This window comes from Actinomadura sp. DC4 (assembly GCF_030406325.1).
In the GTDB taxonomy this organism is placed as follows: domain Bacteria; phylum Actinomycetota; class Actinomycetes; order Streptosporangiales; family Streptosporangiaceae; genus Actinoallomurus.
The window spans coordinates 433,241-452,904 of sequence record NZ_JAUEQY010000002.1 but is presented as its reverse complement, the minus strand read 5'-3'; the positions used below and the strand labels follow the sequence as shown (position 1 = coordinate 452,904).

The following is a 19,664-nucleotide window of genomic DNA, read 5'->3' as shown; positions in this document are numbered from 1 at the left end:
CCGCCGGCGAAGGAGGACTCATGAACACTTTCGTCGGAATGCCCGCTTTTCCGGAGGCGGCGAAGACGGCCGTGTCCGACGCCCAGCTGCGGCACAACCTGCGCAAGGCCACCCACACGATCCGGGCCAAGCGCGCCGCCGTCGTCGGCGAGCAGCCCGACTGGGCCGCCCTGCGCGATGCGGGCGCCGCGATCAAGGACCGTACGCTCCGGCACCTGGACGTCCACCTGGAGCGCCTGGAGGCCGCGGTCACGGCGGCCGGCGGCACCGTGCACTGGGCCGCCGACGCCGAGGAGGCCAACCGGATCGTCGTCGACCTGGTCAAGGCCACCGGCGAGACCGAGGTGGTCAAGGTCAAGTCGATGGCCACCCAGGAGATCGAGCTGAACGCCGCGCTCGAGACCGCGGGCATCCGCGCGTACGAGACCGACCTCGCGGAGCTGATCGTGCAGCTCGGCGACGACTGGCCCTCCCACATCCTGGTCCCGGCCATCCACCGCAACCGCTCGGAGATCCGCGAGATCTTCCTGGAGCACATGGCCGACTGGGGGCGCCCGGCGCCGGAGGGCCTTAAGGACGACCCGCGCGCCCTCGCCGAGGCGGCCCGCCTCCACCTGCGCGAACGCTTCCTGTCCGCCCGCGTGGGCATCTCGGGCGCCAACTTCGCGATCGCCGACACCGGCACTCTCGTCGTCCTAGAGTCCGAGGGCAACGGGCGGATGTGCCTGACGCTGCCGGAGACACTGATCTCCGTGGTGGGCATCGAGAAGATCCTGCCGACCTGGCAGGACCTCGAGGTCTTCATGCAGCTCCTGCCGCGCTCGTCCACCGGCGAGCGGATGAACCCGTACACCTCGATGTGGACCGGCGCCACCGAGGGCCAGACGTTCCACCTGGTCCTGCTCGACAATGGGCGCACGTCGGTGCTCGCCGACGAGGTCGGGCGGCAGGCGCTGCGCTGTATCCGCTGCTCGGCCTGCCTGAACGTCTGCCCGGTGTACGAGCGTGCGGGCGGCCACGCGTACGGGTCGGTGTACCCGGGCCCGATCGGCGCGATCCTGACCCCGCAGCTGCGCGGGATGGCCTCGCCGCTGGAGGAGTCGCTGCCGTACGCCTCGACGCTGTGCGGGGCCTGCTACGAGGTGTGCCCGGTCGCGATCAACATCCCCGAGGTGCTGCTCGACCTGCGGTCCAAGGTCGTGGCCCACGGCCACTACGGGCAGCGCCTGGCGATGGGCGCGGCCCGGCGCGTCCTCGAGTCCCCGCGCTGGCTGTCGATGACCCAGCGCTCGGCGAGCCGCTTCCGCCGCTGGACGCCGCGCCGCCTGCCCGGTCCGCTGTCGGCCTGGTCCGACACGAGAGACGTCCCACGGCCGCCGAAGGAGTCGTTCCGTCAATGGTGGGCGAACCGATGAGCTCCCGGGAGCGCATCCTGTCCCGCGTACGCTCCGCGCTTTCCGACGTCCCCCGCGACGAGGACTTTCCCGTGCCGCGCGAGTACGAGCGGACCCGCTCCGGCCCGGACGTGGTGGAGCTGCTGGTCGACCGGCTGGTCGACTACAAGGCCGTGGTGCACGAGGCCGACGACGCGGCCACGGCCGTCGCCGAGGCGCTGGCACGCCGGGGCGTACGACGGCTCGCCGTGCCGGCCGGCATCTCGGAGGAGTGGCTGGGCGAGGCCGAGGCGGTACGCGATGACCCGCCGCTGACGAACGCCGCGCTGAACGACCTGGACGGCGTGGTCACGGGCTGCGCGGTCGCGATCGCCGAGACCGGCACGATCATCCTGGACGCGTCAGAGGACCAGGGCCGCCGCGCGCTGACGCTGGTGCCGGACTACCACCTGTGCGTCGTCCGCCGCGACCAGATCGTCCGTACGGTCCCCGAGGCGCTGGAACGCCTCGACCCGACACGCCCGCTGACCTGGATCAGCGGCCCGTCGGCGACGAGCGACATCGAGCTCAACCGCGTCGAGGGCGTCCACGGCCCCCGCACGCTGGAGGTCCTGATCGCAGGTTCCGAGCTTGAGGAAGCGTGACTCGATCTTCGAGCAGGCAACGCGAGATGGTCGCTCAACGTATCCTGGGGAAGGCGCTGGCAGCGCCGGGTGCACTGAGTAGGCTTCTGGTCGCCGAATGTTACGTTGTGGCGTTGAACGGAGGTTCGATGACCGCACAACCGATCTATGAGCCGGATCCTGATGATCCGATTGAGATCCTCCACGTCCTGCCCAGGACATATCATGAGCAGTTCCTCGCGGAGTATACGAGCGCGGTCGACCAGGCCCGGCGACCTGAGCAGTATCGGCGGCTCCATGACTTGCTGAGGCTGTGGCGACTGAGAGCGGTTGCCTACTCCGATCCTGGATACGACGCCAGGCTGGCCGCCGCCCCCTCCGGGAGCGAAGCGGACTTCGTCCCCGTCGAGCAGGTGATTCCTGACTGGCCCGGTGGCCGGACCGCCCGGTGATCTATCGGGTCGAGTTCGGTGGGGGCGCCGAAGGCCAGTTTCACAGCCTTCCCAAGGATGCACGTGAGGCTCTCATCGAGCGCGCCGTCGATCTCTGCGAACATCCTTGGGACAACGCCGCCATTCGACCGCCCGGTCAGGGCCGGAGATTTCGCGAAACCATCTACGGCTCCGGCCACGGAGTCCTCGGTTTCTATGTGGACGACAGCGCGGAGTTCGTCCGGATCTTCGACATCGTATGGGTTGGCTGATGATTTGCCGCCTTCGACCCGACGCGGCCGCGTCTTGGCATTGGGGCGGACTCCTAGCCCGAGAGGCTCTCTGGTCCAGCCCGACCAGAGAGTCCACATGGCCTGACGGTCGCCGCTCACTCAGTCGTCGCCGTGCCGGCGGCGCGCTCGCTCAGCGATCCCGCTGGAAAGCTTGTCCGTCACCGATTTGGCCCGGCCCAGGGTTTCGTTACCGACGTGCTTGGCGGCATCGACGCCCGCTGTTCCTGTTTCGAGAACCTTGTCTCTTGCCTCCGCAGCCGCGTCCGCCCATCGTCTCGCCTCCAATGACTGTCGATCGCGCTCGATCCCGAGCCGCCCTTGAAAGTCGACGACGGCGGTCGCAACATGGTTGCTCGAATGGACCACGGTCCGGCACACGGTCGGGTGCAGCAGCACCTTGGTGTTGGCCGTGCCGGCGGCCGCATTCATGCGGGCCATCAGATGCTCAGTGCACTGTGAGATGCGTTCCAGCCGGTTCTGCCGGGCAGCCCTCAGCGCGAGGCGATGCCGGTCAAGCTCCTCCGGAGACGCGTCCAGCACGCGGTCGAGTTCCAGCACCGCGATCGCATCCTGCAGCTGGGTACAGCGAGCCAGAACGGCGAGCCACTCCTGAACCTTGGACTCGGCTTCCTTGGACGCCTTGGCGAGATCACCGATCCTGGCTTTGTGCTCCACCTTCTCCGCGAGTGCGTCGAGCTGCCGCAATGCGTACGCCTGGGTCCGCGCGATGGTCATCGATGTGGCCTGGACCTTCGACCATGTGACCTCGGAGACCCGGCCCACATGCTCTCGGACGGTCATGGCCTCCTCGATGACGAAGTCCACGCCGATCATGTCCGCCAACACAGCGTCCTTCTGGGCGCGGAGCACGTCGTCGACTTTCTCGTCGATCGTGGCGAGATAATCGGTGATCTCGTCCATGGTCTGCTGCATCGCAAGCTGCGCCATGATCCCTGCGGCACCGGCCAGAAGGGCCGGGTTGGTCAGAAGTGATCCAGGCCCCTTCGTGAATTCGACGAAGCCCTTGATCTGGCCATTTTTTCCTTTCAGCACACCTGAGCTGAGACCTGTCTTCGAGCTCGTCCTCAGCCCGTGCTTGTTGACAAGCTGCGCTGACTCCTTGCTCATCTTCACCCAGCGACCTGAGTGGACGGCGATCTCAGAACCTGCCTGTGCGGCTTCGGCCGCGGCACCGAGGGCAGCAGGCGTGAACCGTTGCAGCCCCAGGTCCTTCGACGGCAGTCCCTCAGAGACGAGGAAGCGTTCGACATCCGTCGGACTCCCGATGACGGCCAGGCCATCGCCGTCACTGATCAGCTGAATCTCGCTGTCCATCGTTGCTCCTGGGGTGTGGGCAGGGAGGGCCCTGCGATGGATGGGGCGGGTGAGAGCTCAGGCGTAGCCAGGCTTGGGATGCTCAGTGGGGAACGGACCGCTGCCACTGCGGTCGGCAGGTGCAGGCGTCGGGCGCCGGCCGGGCCGCTTCGGCTGCAAAGTCGACCGTGGGCGGCGCGAATCGCCGTTCGATGAGGCAATGCGCGAAGTCGGCGTGATCGGCATAGTGGGAAACATCGTGCCCGTCGAAGAGATCGGCGATCAGACCTATCAGGGAGAGCACGCGCTCGCGAACGGCCGATGCCGGGTCGGTGAACGCGTCTCCCAGAGCGGTTGCCAGATTGCTGGCCTTCCACGCGCCCTCGCCCTCTTGGTCGATGCCGAGCCACTTTTCGATCGTGCCGCTCAGCCGTACGCCGCCGAGCAGAGCCGGGTTCGTGTTTCGGGTGGAGGCTCGACCATTCAGCTCCACTTGGTAGGAGTACGGGACCTCGTAGGCGAGCGGGTCATCCTCGGCGGGAGCCGGTTCGTCTGCCGGGGCGGGCGTCTCACTGACATCCAGCGTTTCGGCGGCGGCTCGCAGTGCCTCCAGAGCAGCGTCATCACGGCATTTCTGCTGGTACTGCTCCCAGGAACCGGAAACACGCATTGCAGCGTCCTCGTCCCAGACGACCACATGCGGGATCTGGAAGAGCGTCAGGATCGACACCGCACGGTGCAGCTCGTACTTGCCGCCCGCGTCGAGGACACCGACGTTCGGCCCGATGAACGCGAGGTGACCACGCCGGCCGAGCCACTCGAAGAGGACTGCGTCGCTGTGCCCTTCGACCACGATGACCTGGTCGGCGAAGAAGGCGGCGGAGCGCCGCGCGTCAAGGTCGTACAGGAGGCGAGAGTGCTCCTCCCCGGCGGGCGTCATCCGCTTCCTCTTGAAGCAGTGGTTCGCGGACTGGGCGTAAGCGGACCGGAGGTGGATCGCCTCGAGGACCTTGCCGACGGTCTCCGGATCTGGAGAGATCGCCCTGGTTCGGGTGCCCCAGCGGTGGACGCGCACCAGACCTTCCAGGGGCGTCTCGCCGGCGGACAACGTGGTGGGATCGTGGGTCGTGATCGTCACTGTGGCGTTGCCGACTGACGCGATCTTGGCGAGGTCCTGGGTGAGCCGGGCGACCTGAGCCGGATGTAGGTACGCCTCCGGCTCCTCGAACAGGATCCAGCGGAACGCGTTCTCGTCGGCGTCGTTGCGGAGCTGGGCGGCCGCCTGGATCAATGCCGCGACAAGCGACCGCTGGACCCCGGAGCCCTGAGTCTCCATCGGGCGCTCGGTGCCCTCCTGCTCGATCGTCAGATCGACCAGATGGTTGATGATGAACTCGTTCGTCAACCCTCCGATGCCGATTCTCGCGGTCAGTCCCCAGGGCCGTAGCGCCTCCCCCAGGGCCTTCTCCAGGTCAGCCACCGGTCCGGTCTTCATCAGGTGCCGGGTGCTCTGCAGCGCTTGGCTGCTCGCGGCGAGAGCGCCGTCGACGCCCCGGTCGGAGAAGGCGAGGAGCATCACATCACGCAGCGGTGACGGCCCGTTGAGCGAGGTCTGATCGTGTACCGGCGACATGGCCGGCACATAGACGCACTGACCGAGCCGTCCGGCGACCTCTGGCCAGCCGGTCCATGTCTCGTCGCCTTCGGCGGGAGTGAAGTAGTACTTGCCGTTCCGCTCACCGGAGAAGTATCGGCGTATGTCGAGCCGATTACCGGTCAGCTGTCCGACCTCGAGGTGTTCGATCTCCTCATCGGTCAGCCGGTAAGTGATCTCCACCCAGGATGGTTCCTGGGGATCGCAGTCCCAGGGGCGATCACGCGCGGCATCCCAGCGCAGCGTGTCGTAGAAGAGCCGGATGGCATCGAGCAACGTGGACTTGCCGGCGTTGTTGGGGCCGATGAGCGCGTTTAACGGCCGTACGTGAAGCTCCACGTCGCCGGCGCCTCGTATGTTCCGAACGCGTACGCGCAGGGGTTGCATCGGGGACTCCTCGGTCAGCGCGGCAGGAAGGGGCTCGGTGCGCCGGAGTGGGTGACGTACAGGCGGTCACGCGCCCGCGTGCAGGCGACGAAGAGCAGGCAACGCTCACGTTGCAGGTCTTCCTCATGAGCGGCACGGTCGTCTTCGGCCGGAGTGACGGCATACGGCAGGGGAACGATCTCCTCGTCGACGCCGGTGACGGCGATGCAACGGAACTCCAGGCCTTTCATGGCGTGCATGGTCGCGACTCGTACACCTTCGCCGGTGGCCTGCGTGGACACTGCGGTGATTCCCACTCGACTCAGCGCGTCCTTGACCTGCTTCACGAGGGTGTTGACACGTGCCGCGATGCCGATGGCCCTCGCCTCCACACCGTCGTTCAACCAGGCCCGGACCTGGGCGACCAGCGCGTCGATCTCGGCCTCCCGATCGGGGAACCGGCGTACGGCGGGACGGCGGCCGTGCATGGGCGATCCGTAGCCTTCGAGGCCGTCGGGTTCGTCGTCCAAGCCGGCGGCCGGCGTCAAACCGAGCACGTGCACGGCCCAGGTGAGGATCTCCTGCGTGGTGCGGTAGCTGACCGTGAGCCGGCGGCTGCGCCCGCGTACGTCGATGCCCAGGCGGGCGAGCGACACCCGGTGACCATAAATGCGCTGGTGCGGGTCACCGACGAGGAACAGGTCGTCGGGTCCACGCGGTACGAGGGCACGCAGCAGCCGCCACTGGACGGGATGCAGGTCCTGTGCCTCGTCAACGATCACGTGCCGGTACAAGTGCCCGCCGCTATCCGTAAGGACGCGCGCGGCCTCGTCCACGAGCTGCAGGAACGACCACTCGTCGGCCTCTCGCATGCGCTCCGTCAGCGTGGTGATCGCCTGCCACACGGCGTGGCGTCCGGCTGCGCCGAGGCGTTCCCGCCGACCTGCGCGGCTGCAGGCCAGGTACGCCTCTTCAGTGGTAAGGCCTTGGGCGAGGATCACCTGCTCCCACTCGTCCACCAGAAACCGCCCACTGTGGTCGAGGCGCAGCTTTCTGGAGGCGGTTTCCCAAGAGTCGCGCAGCCGCGGTGCGGCGACCAGCGTGGGCTGACGGCCGATCGCCTGGCGAACGATCTGTGCCGCGACCTTGTCGAGATTGCGCACCTCAACGCGGTCGCGGAGCTCGGGATCGTCGATGAGCAGGGTGAGCTGCTGTTCGAGCGCGTGCGCGAGACTCGTCGTGTACGTGGTGAGCAGGATCGACGCGCCGGGCTCGGCGATTCGGCGGTCGGCGAGGTGCGCGGCGCGATGGAGCGCCGTCACCGTCTTTCCCGTGCCGGCCCCTCCGCTGACCATCGCCGGCCCGCTGTAGGACTCGCGACGGGCGATCTTCTGCTGCATCGGGTGCAGGAAGACCCGCCAGACGTCGAAGGGGTGGTCGAGCATCTTGGTGAGCTCATCCGGCCCCTCGACGAACGTCACTTGGTCCGGCGTACGCGCGATGGCGGAGCCGAGGTCGTCAGGGTCGACCCGCTCGGGCGGGGTGCTGTCGACGAGGCTCTTGCTGATCTCGGCCCATGCCTCCTCGATGCTCATCCCCGAGGCGAGCGCCAGCAGCGCGTCGTACTGCAGCGTCGGCAGCAGGTGTTGCAGCGCCTCAAGATGGGCCTCGCGGGTGAGCAACCGGATGATCGGCAGAACCTGCTCGTCGATGCCGAGCCGCTTGAGGTCGGGGTCCTTGAAGCCGTCGAACAGCCGCGCCGGCGCGATCTCGGCCGCCTTGCGCAGGGTCGGCTCGAGCGTCTCCAGCTGCGACTCGTCGCGGCTCTCCAGCACACCCAGGGTCTGGTTGACGGTGAACCGGCGACTCATCGCGAAGGCGTACGCGTCGTCGTGTGGCAGGACGCGCAGCAGGCAGTACAGGTCGCCGGTCTCGGGAGCGAGCACGACGCCGCGCCAGAACTTGGCGATGCGGATCGTACGTATGCGGGGGTCGCGGGCATGGGTGACGGGTTCGAGGTGCAGGCCGGCGTGGGTGTGCCGACCGAACTTCTCGATCGCCTCCTGCACCGCGCGCTGCACGGGCTTCTCCAGCTTCGCGTACTCGGCGAGGAACTCCTTGGCGATCGCGAGCTGTGCCACGTACGGCTTCCTCTCCGGCGGTGACGCCTGGGATGCTGGATTGCCCGGGATGCCGGAATGTTAATGCGTACGTCACTTGCGTGCAGCGTTACGGTGCGGTTCTGTCCAGTGTCGGTTGCCTACGCGAAGAGGCGAACCGGCCGTAGGAGAGCCGGAGCGCGGGCAGACTGGTGACTCCGAGTACGGGCCGCTGGCGTGGTTTGCGGGGAAACGTCGGCCGCCGACACTAGTCTTCTCGGCGACGGACGAGCGGGGAGAGGTCACTACGTGGCGAAGCTGACATTGCCGCAGCTTGAGGCGCATCTTTTCGGGGCGGCGGACATCCTCCGCGGCAAGATGGACGCGTCGGAGTTCAAGGAATACATCTTTGGCATGCTGTTCCTCAAGCGGTGCTCCGACCAGTTCGAAGCCGTCCGCGAGCGGCTCATCGACGACCAGGTCGCGAAGGGCAAGGCACGCGAGCAGGCCGAGAACCTGGCCGAGATGCGGCACTTCTATCGCGAAGGTGACTTCTACGTCCCCGACGAGGCCCGCTGGCCGTCCATCAAGGACGCGTCGCGCAAGAAGGGCGTCGGCGACATGCTCAACCGCGCCCTCGCCGCGCTCGAAGAGGGCAACACCCCGGCGCTCGACGGCGTGCTCCAGCACATCAGCTTCACCCGTAAGGTCGGCCAGACGTCGCTGTCGGACAAGAAGCTCCAGGAGCTCGTCGACCACTTCGGCCGTTACCGCCTGCGCAACGAAGACTTCGAGTTCCCCGACCTGCTCGGCGCCGCGTACGAGTATCTGATCGGGGAGTTCGCCGACTCGGCCGGCAAGAAGGGCGGCGAGTTCTACACGCCGCGTGGCGTGGTGCGCATGATGGTGCGCATCGTCGAGCCGCACGCCGACATGCGCGTGTACGACCCGTGCTCGGGGTCAGGGGGCATGCTCATCCTCGCCAAGGAGTACGTCGAGGAGCACGGCGACGACGCCCGCAGCCTGTCGCTGTTCGGCCAGGAGTACAACGGCGGCACTTGGGCGATCTCAAAGATGAACATGATCCTCCACGGCGTCGGCAACGCCGTACTGGAGAACGACGACACCCTCACCAGTCCCAAGCACCTTGAGGGCGGCGAGCTGATGCGCTTCGACCGGGTGCTGACCAATCCGCCATTCTCCCAGAACTACACGCCTGACGGCATGGCCTTCCCGGAGCGGTTCGAGTACGGCTGGGCGCCGGAGAGCGGCAAGAAGGCCGACCTGATGTTCGCCCAGCACATCCTCGCCGTGCTGGCCCGCGACGGCATCGGCGCGACCGTCATGCCGCACGGCGTGCTGTTCCGCGGCGGCGCGGAGAAGCAGATCCGCCAGGGCATCATCGAGGACGACCGCCTCGAAGCGGTGATCGGCCTCGCGTCCAACCTGTTCTACGGCACCAGCATCCCCGCCTGCATCCTGGTGCTGCGCGGCACGGCCCCGCGCCCGGCCGAGCGACGCGGCAAGGTCCTGTTCATCAACGCCGACCGCGAGTTCACGGCCGGCCGTGCGCAGAACTACCTCGACCCCGAGCACGCCGAGAAGATCGTCGCCGCGTACCGCGCGTACGAGGACATCGACGCCTTCGCCCGCGTCGTCGACGTCGGCGAGCTGGCTGAGAACGACTTCAACCTCAACATCCGCCGCTACGTCGACAACACCCCGCCACCCGAGCCCCAGGACGTACGCGCCCACCTGCACGGCGGCGTGCCCAAGTCAGAGGTCCGTGACAAGGAGGCGCTGTTCGCCGCCTACGGCGTGGACGCGCACTCCCTGTTCGCCGAGCGCGACGCGGACTACTACGACTTCCTACCGGAAGGCTGGGAGCGAACGGCCGAACGCATCCCGTCGCTGACCGAGCCTGCCGAGGAACGCCTGCGCGAGGCATTCAACGAGTGGTGGAACCGCCACTCGAAACGCATCCGCGAGCTACCGGACACCAGACGCGTCATGGCAACCCGCGCCGAACTGCTGGAATCGTTCGTCGCTGAGCTGGAGCCGCTGGGCACTTTGGACCGCTTCCAGCTCGCCGGCGTCATCGCGAGCTGGTGGGGCAGCGTCCAGTACGACATCCGCACCCTGTCATACCACCAGTTCAGCGGCGTCGTCCGAGGCTGGCTGTCGACGATCGAATCGGCCTTTACCGATGATGCGAACGATGCCAGAGACACGCAACGCCTGGCGGCGGCGAAGCGCAATGCCCGCGACCACCGCATCGTGCCCGTCCTGATCCCAGATTACCTGGCCGAGCTTGAGGAGGCCGAGGCCCATCACACCGCACTCGGCGCCGAAGTGAAGGCCGCGATGGCACCGCGCGACGAAGACGGCGAAGAAGAAGCCGAGAACGTACCCAGCCCGGCAGAGCTAAAGAGGCTCAAAGCAAAGCTGACCACAGCGAAACGCGAGGTCCGCGCACTGGAGGCCGCCTTCGTTGGGCGCCTCGGTCGTGCGGTCCACCGCAAACTTGCTGAAGGTGGCACGGACGACTTCGTACTCCATATACTCAAGGGCGACCTGCAGTGCCGTCTGGATGCCTGCCTTCTTTCCGGCCGACACGTCGTAATCAACGGCTTTCGAACCTGGGCCGATAAATACGCTATCACGCTGCGCGATATCAAGGTTCAACGTGACGCAGCGGAGTCTCGACTGAATACATACCTTGAGGAGCTTGGCTATGCCTGAGCTGCCCTCTGGCTGGGTAAGAAGCTCTCTTGCTGAGTTGACGGTTATCAAGGCGGGAAGTGTCCCAGTAGGCTCGAATTATGGTGACATACCCGTCATGGGGGCCAACGGTCGTATCGGCAGCACAAGTACGTCAAACTTCGGTCCGGGTTATCTTGTCGGACGCGTCGGCGCGGCCGGCGCTGTAAATTATTCCGACGAGCCATGCTGGGCGTCAGATAACGTGTTGACAGTTCTTCCGCGCGAGTCGATTGTCGATATTAACTTCTTGTGGCACCTACTTGTCTATACTGATCCGCGAAAACTGGCCACTCGACAGGCGCAGCCGCTGCTGACTCAGAGCGCCGTTGCTTCGCTGAAGGTGGTCTACCCGGTTTCCGTAGCGGAGCAGCGGAGGCTCGCGGAGATTCTCGACACGATCGATGATCAGATCGGTAGGTCCGAGCGTGTCATAGCTAAGCTGAGCTTGAGGCAGAAAGGCATCCAATCGTATCTGCTGAATCAAATCCAAGGCTCCTGTCGATCCTTGATGGACTACCTGGCTTGTGGTCCTCGTAATGGTTTTTCGCCGAAGGAGGTTGATGAGTGGACCGGGCTCGTTGCTATCGGGTTGGGATGTTTGACGGAGTCCGGTTTCGAGCCGCGTCAGCTTAAAAATGTTCCTTCTTGGAGCGTATCGAACAGGCAGGCTATACTAGAAGACGGTGATCTGCTAATAAGTCGAGCCAACACTCGGGATTTGGTCGGCCTTGCCGGGTGTTACCGCGAAATAGGTGTGCCTTGTATTTATCCGGATCTCATGATGCGACTCAAGCCAAACGCTTGGTGTCGTGCGGATTTCCTGGAAATTACACTCCAGAGCTCCTCTGTTCGGCGGCAGATTCAAGCCGTAGCGCAGGGGACCTCCGAAAGTATGGTGAAGATCAGCGCAAGTAGTGTCCGTTTGCTAAAGGTGGCTATCCCGGATCTCTTCGAACAGGACCGAATTGTTCGACTCGTCGATCATGGAAACGCGCTGATTCGAAGCGAAAAGCGGCAGCTAGAAAAGCTCCTCCTTCTCAGGCAAGGACTTATGGAGGATTTGTTGAGTGGGAACGTTCGGCTGCCTGATTAATTCGTGCTGCAGAACTGGCGATCAGTTGACGGTGCTTCAGCAGGGTTCGATCAGCCCGCTTTCTTTCTTAGGGTAGTCGGTCTGGATAATGGTTATTTCTATGCACTCTCCGTTTGGGTCGCTGTGGCTAGACTTGCGCCAATATTTGCATATCCCGATCATTTGTAATGTCCCGCCTTATTGGCTAGTTGATCTGCGATCTTGCTCAGAAGAGAGAGGCTGGCCGCAGGAGAGAGTGATGCAGATTCAAGACGCGCGTAGTGTCCGGCGTATCGTGATACCGCATCTGGTTCGGTGTAGACAAGGTCGGCATTGACCGTATCGGTTACGGCCATAGGTGGATCCTCGGGGTCGGGGAATGTGTATAGCGTGAAGGACGACTTCGGTAGCAAGCCACCGAAGAGAGCTGCATCGATGGGTAGTACGTGCACGGTTAGTCTTGGCTCTTGCGAGACTACGTCGATCAAGTGTCTGAGCTGTTTTTCCATCACCACAGGATGAACGGCGAGGCGGCGCAGGACGAACTCGTCGAGGACGACTTCGTATGTGGGGCCGCCAGGCGCGGCAAGAGTCCGTTGCCGCTGAACGCGAGCTTCCGCCATGCGTTCCGGACGATAGTCGATCGGACCCTCACTTTTGTTTAGTTCGATGAGCGCCCATACGAATTCCGGTGTCTGAAGAAGACCAGGAATTGCGGTCTGATTGTAGGCGCGGATGGTCTTGGCGCCGGACTCTAAATCGGCGTAGAGGCGTTGGCGGGGGCCCATGGCGTCGCCGTAGGCGTCCCACCAGCCTTTTTCTGCTGCGTCGCGGGCGATGCGGACGATGTCGTGCCAGCGTTCGCCCTTCGCGCCGAGGATGTCGAGGATCTTCATGACCTCGGCGAGGTCGGGGCGGATGTGGGCGTTCTCCAGGCGGCTGATCTTCATGCGTGACTGGTGGATCAGCTTGGCGAGCCGATCCGTGGTCATGCCGGCCTCCTCGCGAAGCGTCCTTAGCTCGATGGCGAGCCTGCGGCGGCGTACGAACGGGCTGGTCATCGCTGATCGTCCAAAGAACTGTTCAGGTGCTGCACGTCCATTCTCCGTTCTTCGACTATCGCACGCACGTGATGTGAACGTTCAAGGCCTGCCCGTGCGAATGTGAACCGATGGCCGCATCGGGCCGACAAGAGCAGTACACGGACGATTGCACAGTGTAATCATGGGTGTGATGACCTGGTCGCGAAACGCACGGTTCGAAGCCCAAAGCACTTTCGAGGTGTCTTATGTCGATTCTCTTGGCCACCCGCCCCGACGCGCCCGTGGACGTCTTCCGCTGGGGCCGCGCCTTCCCCGGTTGCCCAGAGCAGGCGTCGGTCGTGCGCCGGTTCGTGGCGATCCTGCTGCACGGCTGCCCGATCGTTGACGACGTCCTCCTCGCGGTCGACGAGCTCGTGGTCAACGCGCTCCGGCACACCAGATCCGGTCAGGCCGGCGGTACGTTCGCCGTCGGGGTACGCCGTGGGTACGCCGAGGTCGCGGTCATGGTCACCGACCAGGGCTGTGCGACCGAACCGGCCCCCACGGACGCCGACGAACTCGCCGAGTCAGGCCGCGGCCTGCGTACCGTCTCCCTGCTCGCGACGAGCTGGGGCTGGCACGGCAACGCCGGTGGCCGTACGGTCACCGCCGTCTTCCCCACCGAGCTGACCGGCGTCGTCCGGCTGTCCGGCTTCAGCCCTGAGCACGAGTGACCGCCTGGCGGGAGCGAGGTCGCGGGTGCGACCCACTGATCGTGACCCGGAAGGTCCCGTCCGCTTTACCTGAGTCGGCGCGAGCTCCACTCGCCGATTACGTGCCTCAGTGTGTGACTCAATCCCGCCGCCTTCGGCGGCGTGGCGTCAGCAAAGGCTTTGTCGACCTCGGCGGTGAAGAAGTACTCGGCCTCGTCGCCGGTGGTGATCGCGCCACGTGCGCTGCGGGCCTTCGTCCAGAAGCGGTACATGTCGCGGCTGGCCATCAGATAACGGAGTGCACCGCGCAGCTCGGCCAGTTCGATCGTGTGTGCCTCGTACGCGACTTTCTGGAGATTGAGGATGAGGTTGCAGTAGTGATCTTTCTTGGTTTCGGCGATGCCTGGTGCGATCGGCGGCCAGACCTCACGTAGCTCGCGGTCGCTGATGGCCATCTTGATGAGATCGGTGTGCAACTGCCGCAGCGCGACCTCGCTGTTTCGTTGCTGCTCTTCTCTGGTGATGGTCAGCTCTTCTCGCTGGTTCTGGAGTTCGCGCGACTGGAGGAAGAGCGTCAGGGCGATCCCGATGAAGGCCACGCCTGAGAAGAACACGCCGACCGGCTCGAGCGCCTGTCCTACCTGGGACCACCGGCTCAGCGCCGCGTCGTCGACACGCAAGAGCAGGACGACGGGGACGGCCACGCCGGCGGTCACCAGCATCAAGCCGACTACCAGGGCGACACCGATGGCTACGGGCCTCGACTCCCGGCGACTCACTGCAAGACCATAACAGTCACCCAAGCGTGGTCATCGGGCTGCGGATGACCGAGGTCGGCGATGACGGCGCAAATGGATCGAGCTATGTGTTCACCAGGTACTGCTGGAGAGGTACGGCGCTGCGGCGGAGCTTCGAGATCGTCCCCTCCAAGCCGGCGATGGCGTCCCGGTCGTGCGTGAGCCAGCCGCCGGTCTGCAGGCCGACGTCGCCTGCGCCATAGTCGTGTATGAGTGCGGTATGCCTGTCGAACAGGAGAAAATCGAAGTGCCGTTCGTCTGGCAGGCGCAGAGCCGGATCGCAGCGGACGACCTCGATCCTCTCGCCCATGTCAGCGCGGATCCGGTAGCTCAGCAGCTCGTACCCGAGGTAGCTGCTCAACGGTTCCTGCACGAGGCGAACCCGTGCGTATTCGAGGCGTCGTCGATCGACCTCCTCATACAGCGACCGGTCGGCCTCCGCCTCGCGCTGAAGGAGCCGACGGGCGGTCTCGATGTCACCGCGTTCGTAGGCCGCCTGTGACTGGCTCGCCTCCGACTCTCGGTACGCCTGCCAGCATTCGAGCTTCAGGAAGCCTGACTCGATCCTCGACCAAGCCGTCGCGAACGCGGCCCCGAACTTGGCAAGATCCAGCCGCGTGCTGGCCGAAAGCATCCATTCCGGTGGATACATTTAGCCTTCCGGAATGTCGTTTTTGGCCGCTGTAAGAGTGTTGCGCGGGATTCTCACCACGCGTTCGTTCGAAGCACAGCGCGCGCTGAACGAACCAAGATCCTGGACCTGATCGGTGATGTCGACGCCGATCACTGCGAAAGCGCCGTCGTCCAGCTCCAAGATGTCAGGTGAACCACTGACGCCCGTGGTGTTACCAAGCTCGGCCGGAGTCTTGCCGAGGCGACGAACTGCCTTCATGCTGCACTCCTCGGTGGGAGTAGTTACGGGATAACCGAGAGCGTAGACGAATCAGGCCTCGGAATTCTCTGGCGCGTGTCCGGAAAGTCCGCCATAACGTCGTACCTCTGAGCGATCATGTCTGTGAGGGGCGTTACGGGGAGGATGGGTAGAGCTGTGGGCGATCCGGAGTACGTACAGGTCGAGGAGCCGTTGATCCGCCAGCTCGGAGGGATGGGCTGGACACATTTCGCGGGGTCGGCACCGGATGCGCCGAAACCGACCGACCCCAGCGCCTCGGGGCGCGAGTCGTTCGCCGAGGTGTTCCTCCTCGATCGGCTGCGGAAGGCGCTGCACGCCATCAACCCTGGGGCGGACGGCAGGCCCTGGCTGGACGAGCATCGCATCTCCCAGGCGGTCAACGCGCTCGACCGGCTCGGCGTCACCGACCCGGTAGAGGCGAACCGGACCGCCACCGGTCTGCTGCTGGACGGCATCACCGTGGACGGGTTGCCGACCTGGGACGGCGGCCGTGAGCAGCGGGTGCACTTCATCGACTGGCGCCATTGGGAGCGCAACGACTTCGTGCTCGTATCGCGGTTCCGGCTCGACGTCCCTGGCACCCAGGGCCGTAAATACGTGGTGCCGGACGAGGTGCTGTTCGTCAACGGCATCCCGCTGGTCGTCGTCGAATGCAAGAAGCCCGGCTCGGACAACGCCATCGGTGAGGCCGTCACGCAGCTGAAGCGGTACGCCGAGAGCGGCGGGAGTCATACCCCGGAAGGCAACGCGAAGCTGTTCCACACCGTGCAGCTCACCGTCGCGACCTCCGGGGAGGAGGCCAGGCTGGGTACGTTCACCGGCGCGGCCGAGCACTACATGCCGTGGCGCGACCCGTACCCGCTGACGCGTGACACGCTCGCCGGGATGCTCGGAAAGGCGTCGGCGTCGGTGACTCCTCAGGACGTACTGGCCGGCGTCATACTCCAGCCCGAACGGCTGCTCGACATCGTGCACAACTACGTCACGTTCATGCCGACCGACGACGGCCCGATCGTCAAGGTCGCACCCCGATACCAGCAGTACCGCGCGGTCGAGAAGGCGATCAAGAGGCTGTTGACCGGTGAGACCAAGCCCATCAACGGCGAGGCGGACCAGCGCGGCGGGATCGTCTGGCACACCCAGGGCTCCGGTAAGAGCTTGACCATGACCTTCTTGGTCCGCAAGATGCGTTCGATCGAGGACCTTGACAACACCAAGGTCGTCGTCGTCACCGACCGTACGCAGCTCCAGGGCCAGCTCAACGCGACCATGCATCTCGCCGGCGAGAAGACCGATGTAGCCAAAAGCGTCCGAGACGCCCGAGCGCTGCTCGGTCAGCACGGGCCGGGCATCGTCTTCGTGATGATCCAGAAACAGCAGGACGGGGGCGCGCGTAAGGGCGCGCGTGACGATGCGCTGGATGAGAAGCACGCCCCAACGCTCGGCGAGCTGAACGCCGACGAGTCGATCGTCGTGCTCATCGACGAGGCCCACCGGTCCCACGGCTCCGTCCTCCACAAGAACCTGCTGGAGGCACTGCCCAATTGCGCCCGGATCGGCTTCACCGGTACGCCCATCATCATGGGCAAGCGGAAGAAGACACACGAGATCTTCGGCCCGTTCATCGACATCTACCGGCTCGCGGACGCCGAGAAGGACCGCGCCGTCGTACCGATCTTCTACGAGGGCCGTACGGTCAAGGGCGCGGTCCGGGACGGGCGCGATCTCGACGACGTGTTCGAGGACATGTTCGCCGAGCAGACCGACGAGGAGCGCGAGGCACTCCAGCGGAAGTACGCCACCAAGGGCGATGTGCTGGAGGCCGAGGAGCTCATCGCCGCCAAGGCGCGCAACATCCTCCACCACTATGTCGGCACCGTGATGCCGGGCGGGTTCAAGGCCCAGCTCGTCGCGCACAGCCGCAAGGCCACGATTCGTTACCGCGACGCTCTCATCAAGGCACGTGACCAGCTCGTACGACGGGCCGAGATCCTGCCGGAACACCTACGCGGCGTCGACCCGACCGAGTTGACGAATCCGCGGACCGCGCTGCTGATCCATGCGTACCGCCAGCTCGACCGGCTCCGTTCGATCGACTTCGTACCCGTCATCTCGCCGGGCACGGCGAACGACGAGGAGCGCTATACCGAATGGACCGACGAAAGCCGCCAGAAGAGCCTCATCAAGGCGTTCGTCCGGCCGTTCCGTGACGAGGAGCCCCCGATCGCCTTCCTGATCGTGAAGTCGATGCTCCTCACCGGCTTCGACGCGCCGATCGAGCAGGTGCTGTACGTGGACCGGTCGCTGAAGGAGGCGGAGCTGCTGCAAGCGGTCGCGCGGGTCAACCGTACGGCCGACCGGAAACGCTGCGGCTACGTCGTCGACTACTTCGGCGTCGCCAACCACCTGAACCAGGCACTCCAGGCGTACGCGGACGAAGACGTCCGGGGAACACTGCGAAGCCTGACCGAGGAGATCGACAAACTCGATCCCCAGCGTCGGCGGGTGCGGGCGCTGTTCACCGAGCGCGGTGTCACCCCCGGGTCCGGCGAGCAGGCCATCGAGAACTGCGTCCTTTTGCTGCTCGCCGAACATCAGCTCTTCGACCGGTTCGAGGCCGAGCTCAAACGCTTCCTCGCCACGGTCGACACCATCCTGCCGAATCCCGCCGTGACGCCGTACCTTCCCGACGCCCGGCTCTTCGCGCAGATCCAGCTGCGGGCGCGCCGCCGGCGCCGGATCGACGGCGGCGAGTTCAACCCCAGCCTGTACGGCGAAAAGGTGCGCGAGCTGATCGACGAGCACCTCGTCTCCCTCGGCATCGAGCAGAAACTGCCGCCGATATCACTCACCGCCAACGACTTCCGCGAGAAGGTCGAGGCACTCGGCGGCTCCCGAGCAAAGGCGTCGGAGATGGAACACGCCATCCGCCACCACATCGAGGTCAACTTCGACCGCGACCCGCACCGGTACACGTTGCTCAGCCAGCGGTTGGAGGAGATTCTCCGCCAGCACAAGGAGAACTGGGAACAGCAGGTGCTGGCCCTGCGAGATCTCCTGACTGATATCGAGAGAGACCGGCAGGACGAGGACGACCCGCTCAGTCCGGTCGAACGAGCGCTGTACGGCGTGCTTCTCGGCGAGACCGCGACCGATGGTGTCGTCGACGATGCCATCGACCGGCGGCTGTGCGACTTCGTGTCGAAGGTTCACGTCCTGGCCGTCGGAGAGATCCACCGCCGCGATTTCTGGCGCCGCGCCGTCGACCAAGCGGACTTCACCCGGCTGATCGGCCAGAGGCTGATCATCGACGACGTCTGCCGACTGGATCAGGTGGACTCGCTCGCCGACAAGCTCTTCGACGTCATCAGGGCCAACCGGCGCGACATACCTCGCCCCTGACGAGGCGGATGTCAGCATCGGATGGAATGCTGGTCGTCGTGAGTGAGCCTGAGGTGCTCCATATCGGTGACCTGGACGTACGGGTTCGTTTCAGCGACCGTCGACGCTCCGTGCGGCTCACCGTCGAACGCGACGCCACCGTGACCGCGGTCGTCCCGCCAGGGACCGATCCCGACGACCTGGTCAGGCTCGTCAAAGCGAAGCGGCGCTGGCTCTACGGCAAGCTCGCCGACAGACAGGCGCTCGGCGAAGCGCGATCGTCCCGGCAGTACGTGTCAGGTGAGGGCTTCTTCTACCTCGGGCGCAGTTACCGGTTGCTGCTCGTCGATGACGCGCCGGCTCCGGTCAGGCTGGTTCGCGGCAGGCTCGAGCTGCGGCGCGACCACGTCCCCGACGCTGCTCGCCACCTCGTGCGGTGGTATCGCCGGGCGGGATGGTCGTGGCTGGGCAAACGCATTCAGCCTTGGGCGGCCAGGATGGAAGCCCCGCTCACGGAGTTGAGGGTGCTTCCGCTCGGCTTCCGATGGGGTTCCTGCTCAGCCGACGGACGGCTCAACATCCATTGGGCCACGATGCAGCTGCCGCCTGACCTCGTCGACTATGTCCTCGCCCATGAGCTAGCGCATGTACATCGGCCTGACCACGGCCCCGAATTCTGGCGACTCATCGAGCGGGCCATACCCGACTGTCATTCCCGAAGAGACCGGCTCCGTCGCCTCGGCCCCGACCTCTGGCTTCCTGGTGCCTCAGACCCAGGGGAAAACCTGTTGTAACGGCGGATGGCGCGAGTCGATCATGGAGTATGGGT

General features: G+C 65.3%; 17 protein-coding genes. 9 read left to right on the top strand and 8 right to left on the bottom strand.

Annotated features, from left to right (window positions below; translation table 11 throughout):
- Nucleotides 1–20: 20 nt before the first annotated feature.
- The 4 genes from QWU11_RS04750 (at nucleotide 21) to QWU11_RS04735 (ending at nucleotide 2,720) form a co-directional block, all read left to right on the top strand.
- On the top strand, nucleotides 21–1,415 hold the full coding sequence (locus QWU11_RS04750) for a lactate utilization protein B (protein ID WP_290103754.1): 1,395 nt from the start codon (nucleotides 21–23) through the stop codon (nucleotides 1,413–1,415).
- A complete protein-coding gene (locus tag QWU11_RS04745; protein ID WP_290103753.1) occupies nucleotides 1,397–2,038 on the top strand; it encodes an LUD domain-containing protein in 642 nt (213 codons plus the stop codon). Before QWU11_RS04750 ends, QWU11_RS04745 begins: the two co-directional genes overlap by 19 nt.
- Nucleotides 2,039–2,166: 128 nt before the next feature.
- Complete coding sequence (locus QWU11_RS04740; protein WP_290103752.1) at nucleotides 2,167–2,469, top strand: DUF6247 family protein; 303 nt, start codon at nucleotides 2,167–2,169, stop codon at nucleotides 2,467–2,469.
- On the top strand, nucleotides 2,466–2,720 hold the full coding sequence (locus QWU11_RS04735) for a hypothetical protein (RefSeq protein WP_290103751.1): 255 nt from the start codon (nucleotides 2,466–2,468) through the stop codon (nucleotides 2,718–2,720). The genes QWU11_RS04740 and QWU11_RS04735 overlap by 4 nt, the downstream gene beginning before the upstream one ends.
- A gap of 120 nt (nucleotides 2,721–2,840) precedes the next feature.
- On the opposite strand, the gene QWU11_RS04730 is transcribed toward QWU11_RS04735, so the two are convergent.
- The 3 genes from QWU11_RS04730 to QWU11_RS04720 form a co-directional block, all read right to left on the bottom strand.
- Complete coding sequence (locus tag QWU11_RS04730) at nucleotides 2,841–4,076, bottom strand: hypothetical protein (protein WP_290103750.1); 1,236 nt, start codon at nucleotides 4,074–4,076, stop codon at nucleotides 2,841–2,843.
- Nucleotides 4,077–4,158: 82 nt separating this feature from the next.
- Nucleotides 4,159–6,096, bottom strand: coding sequence for an AAA family ATPase (locus QWU11_RS04725; protein WP_290103749.1), 1,938 nt, complete (start codon nucleotides 6,094–6,096; stop codon nucleotides 4,159–4,161).
- Nucleotides 6,097–6,110: 14 nt separating this feature from the next.
- Nucleotides 6,111–8,216, bottom strand: a complete 2,106-nt coding sequence (locus QWU11_RS04720; protein ID WP_290103748.1) for a UvrD-helicase domain-containing protein — start codon at nucleotides 8,214–8,216, stop codon at nucleotides 6,111–6,113.
- 267 nt (nucleotides 8,217–8,483) lie between these two features.
- On the opposite strand from QWU11_RS04720, the gene QWU11_RS04715 reads away from it, so the two are divergent.
- Nucleotides 8,484–10,916, top strand: a complete 2,433-nt coding sequence (locus tag QWU11_RS04715) for a class I SAM-dependent DNA methyltransferase (RefSeq protein ID WP_290103747.1) — start codon at nucleotides 8,484–8,486, stop codon at nucleotides 10,914–10,916.
- Complete coding sequence (locus QWU11_RS04710; RefSeq protein ID WP_290103746.1) at nucleotides 10,909–12,030, top strand: restriction endonuclease subunit S; 1,122 nt, start codon at nucleotides 10,909–10,911, stop codon at nucleotides 12,028–12,030. Before QWU11_RS04715 ends, QWU11_RS04710 begins: the two co-directional genes overlap by 8 nt.
- Before the next feature lie 36 nt (nucleotides 12,031–12,066).
- Here the strand turns inward: QWU11_RS04710 and QWU11_RS47200 are convergent, their stop codons facing one another.
- Both QWU11_RS47200 and QWU11_RS04705 read right to left on the bottom strand, forming a co-directional pair.
- A complete protein-coding gene (locus QWU11_RS47200) occupies nucleotides 12,067–12,192 on the bottom strand; it encodes a DUF397 domain-containing protein (protein WP_354670800.1) in 126 nt (41 codons plus the stop codon).
- Nucleotides 12,189–13,070, bottom strand: a complete 882-nt coding sequence (locus tag QWU11_RS04705) for a helix-turn-helix transcriptional regulator (RefSeq protein ID WP_290103745.1) — start codon at nucleotides 13,068–13,070, stop codon at nucleotides 12,189–12,191. The genes QWU11_RS47200 and QWU11_RS04705 overlap by 4 nt, the downstream gene beginning before the upstream one ends.
- Before the next feature lie 227 nt (nucleotides 13,071–13,297).
- Between QWU11_RS04705 and QWU11_RS04700 the strand changes: the two genes are divergently transcribed.
- On the top strand, nucleotides 13,298–13,765 hold the full coding sequence (locus QWU11_RS04700; RefSeq protein ID WP_290103744.1) for an ATP-binding protein: 468 nt from the start codon (nucleotides 13,298–13,300) through the stop codon (nucleotides 13,763–13,765).
- A gap of 65 nt (nucleotides 13,766–13,830) precedes the next feature.
- On the opposite strand, the gene QWU11_RS04695 is transcribed toward QWU11_RS04700, so the two are convergent.
- The 3 genes from QWU11_RS04695 to QWU11_RS04685 all read right to left on the bottom strand — a co-directional run bounded on the left by QWU11_RS04695 (nucleotide 13,831) and on the right by QWU11_RS04685 (nucleotide 15,433).
- The gene (locus QWU11_RS04695) at nucleotides 13,831–14,466 is read right to left on the bottom strand and encodes a DUF6082 family protein (protein ID WP_290103743.1); all 636 of its coding nucleotides are present in this window, start codon (nucleotides 14,464–14,466) and stop codon (nucleotides 13,831–13,833) included.
- 139 nt (nucleotides 14,467–14,605) lie between these two features.
- Nucleotides 14,606–15,175, bottom strand: coding sequence for a DUF6879 family protein (locus QWU11_RS04690; protein WP_290103742.1), 570 nt, complete (start codon nucleotides 15,173–15,175; stop codon nucleotides 14,606–14,608).
- Nucleotides 15,176–15,193: 18 nt separating this feature from the next.
- Complete coding sequence (locus QWU11_RS04685) at nucleotides 15,194–15,433, bottom strand: hypothetical protein (RefSeq protein WP_290103741.1); 240 nt, start codon at nucleotides 15,431–15,433, stop codon at nucleotides 15,194–15,196.
- A gap of 156 nt (nucleotides 15,434–15,589) precedes the next feature.
- Here QWU11_RS04685 and QWU11_RS04680 point away from each other — a divergent pair, with 156 nt between their 5' ends.
- Both QWU11_RS04680 and QWU11_RS04675 read left to right on the top strand, forming a co-directional pair.
- Nucleotides 15,590–18,856, top strand: a complete 3,267-nt coding sequence (locus QWU11_RS04680) for a type I restriction endonuclease subunit R (RefSeq protein ID WP_290103740.1) — start codon at nucleotides 15,590–15,592, stop codon at nucleotides 18,854–18,856.
- Nucleotides 18,857–18,882: 26 nt separating this feature from the next.
- Nucleotides 18,883–19,629, top strand: a complete 747-nt coding sequence (locus QWU11_RS04675; protein ID WP_290103739.1) for a SprT family zinc-dependent metalloprotease — start codon at nucleotides 18,883–18,885, stop codon at nucleotides 19,627–19,629.
- Nucleotides 19,630–19,664: the final 35 nt, after the last annotated feature.

Coding starts and splice junctions, on each gene's coding strand:
- QWU11_RS04750 (WP_290103754.1), top strand. CDS start 21: ATGAACACTTTCGTCGGAATGCCCGCTTTTCCGGAGGCGGCGAAGACG.
- QWU11_RS04745 (WP_290103753.1), top strand. CDS start 1,397: ATGGTGGGCGAACCGATGAGCTCCCGGGAGCGCATCCTGTCCCGCGTA.
- QWU11_RS04740 (WP_290103752.1), top strand. CDS start 2,167: ATGACCGCACAACCGATCTATGAGCCGGATCCTGATGATCCGATTGAG.
- QWU11_RS04730 (WP_290103750.1), bottom strand. CDS start 4,076: ATGGACAGCGAGATTCAGCTGATCAGTGACGGCGATGGCCTGGCCGTC.
- QWU11_RS04725 (WP_290103749.1), bottom strand. CDS start 6,096: ATGCAACCCCTGCGCGTACGCGTTCGGAACATACGAGGCGCCGGCGAC.
- QWU11_RS04710 (WP_290103746.1), top strand. CDS start 10,909: ATGCCTGAGCTGCCCTCTGGCTGGGTAAGAAGCTCTCTTGCTGAGTTG.
- QWU11_RS47200 (WP_354670800.1), bottom strand. CDS start 12,192: ATGATCGGGATATGCAAATATTGGCGCAAGTCTAGCCACAGCGACCCA.
- QWU11_RS04705 (WP_290103745.1), bottom strand. CDS start 13,070: ATGACCAGCCCGTTCGTACGCCGCCGCAGGCTCGCCATCGAGCTAAGG.
- QWU11_RS04700 (WP_290103744.1), top strand. CDS start 13,298: ATGTCGATTCTCTTGGCCACCCGCCCCGACGCGCCCGTGGACGTCTTC.
- QWU11_RS04695 (WP_290103743.1), bottom strand. CDS start 14,466: ATGCTGGTGACCGCCGGCGTGGCCGTCCCCGTCGTCCTGCTCTTGCGT.
- QWU11_RS04690 (WP_290103742.1), bottom strand. CDS start 15,175: ATGCTTTCGGCCAGCACGCGGCTGGATCTTGCCAAGTTCGGGGCCGCG.
- QWU11_RS04685 (WP_290103741.1), bottom strand. CDS start 15,433: ATGAAGGCAGTTCGTCGCCTCGGCAAGACTCCGGCCGAGCTTGGTAAC.
- QWU11_RS04675 (WP_290103739.1), top strand. CDS start 18,883: ATGCTGGTCGTCGTGAGTGAGCCTGAGGTGCTCCATATCGGTGACCTG.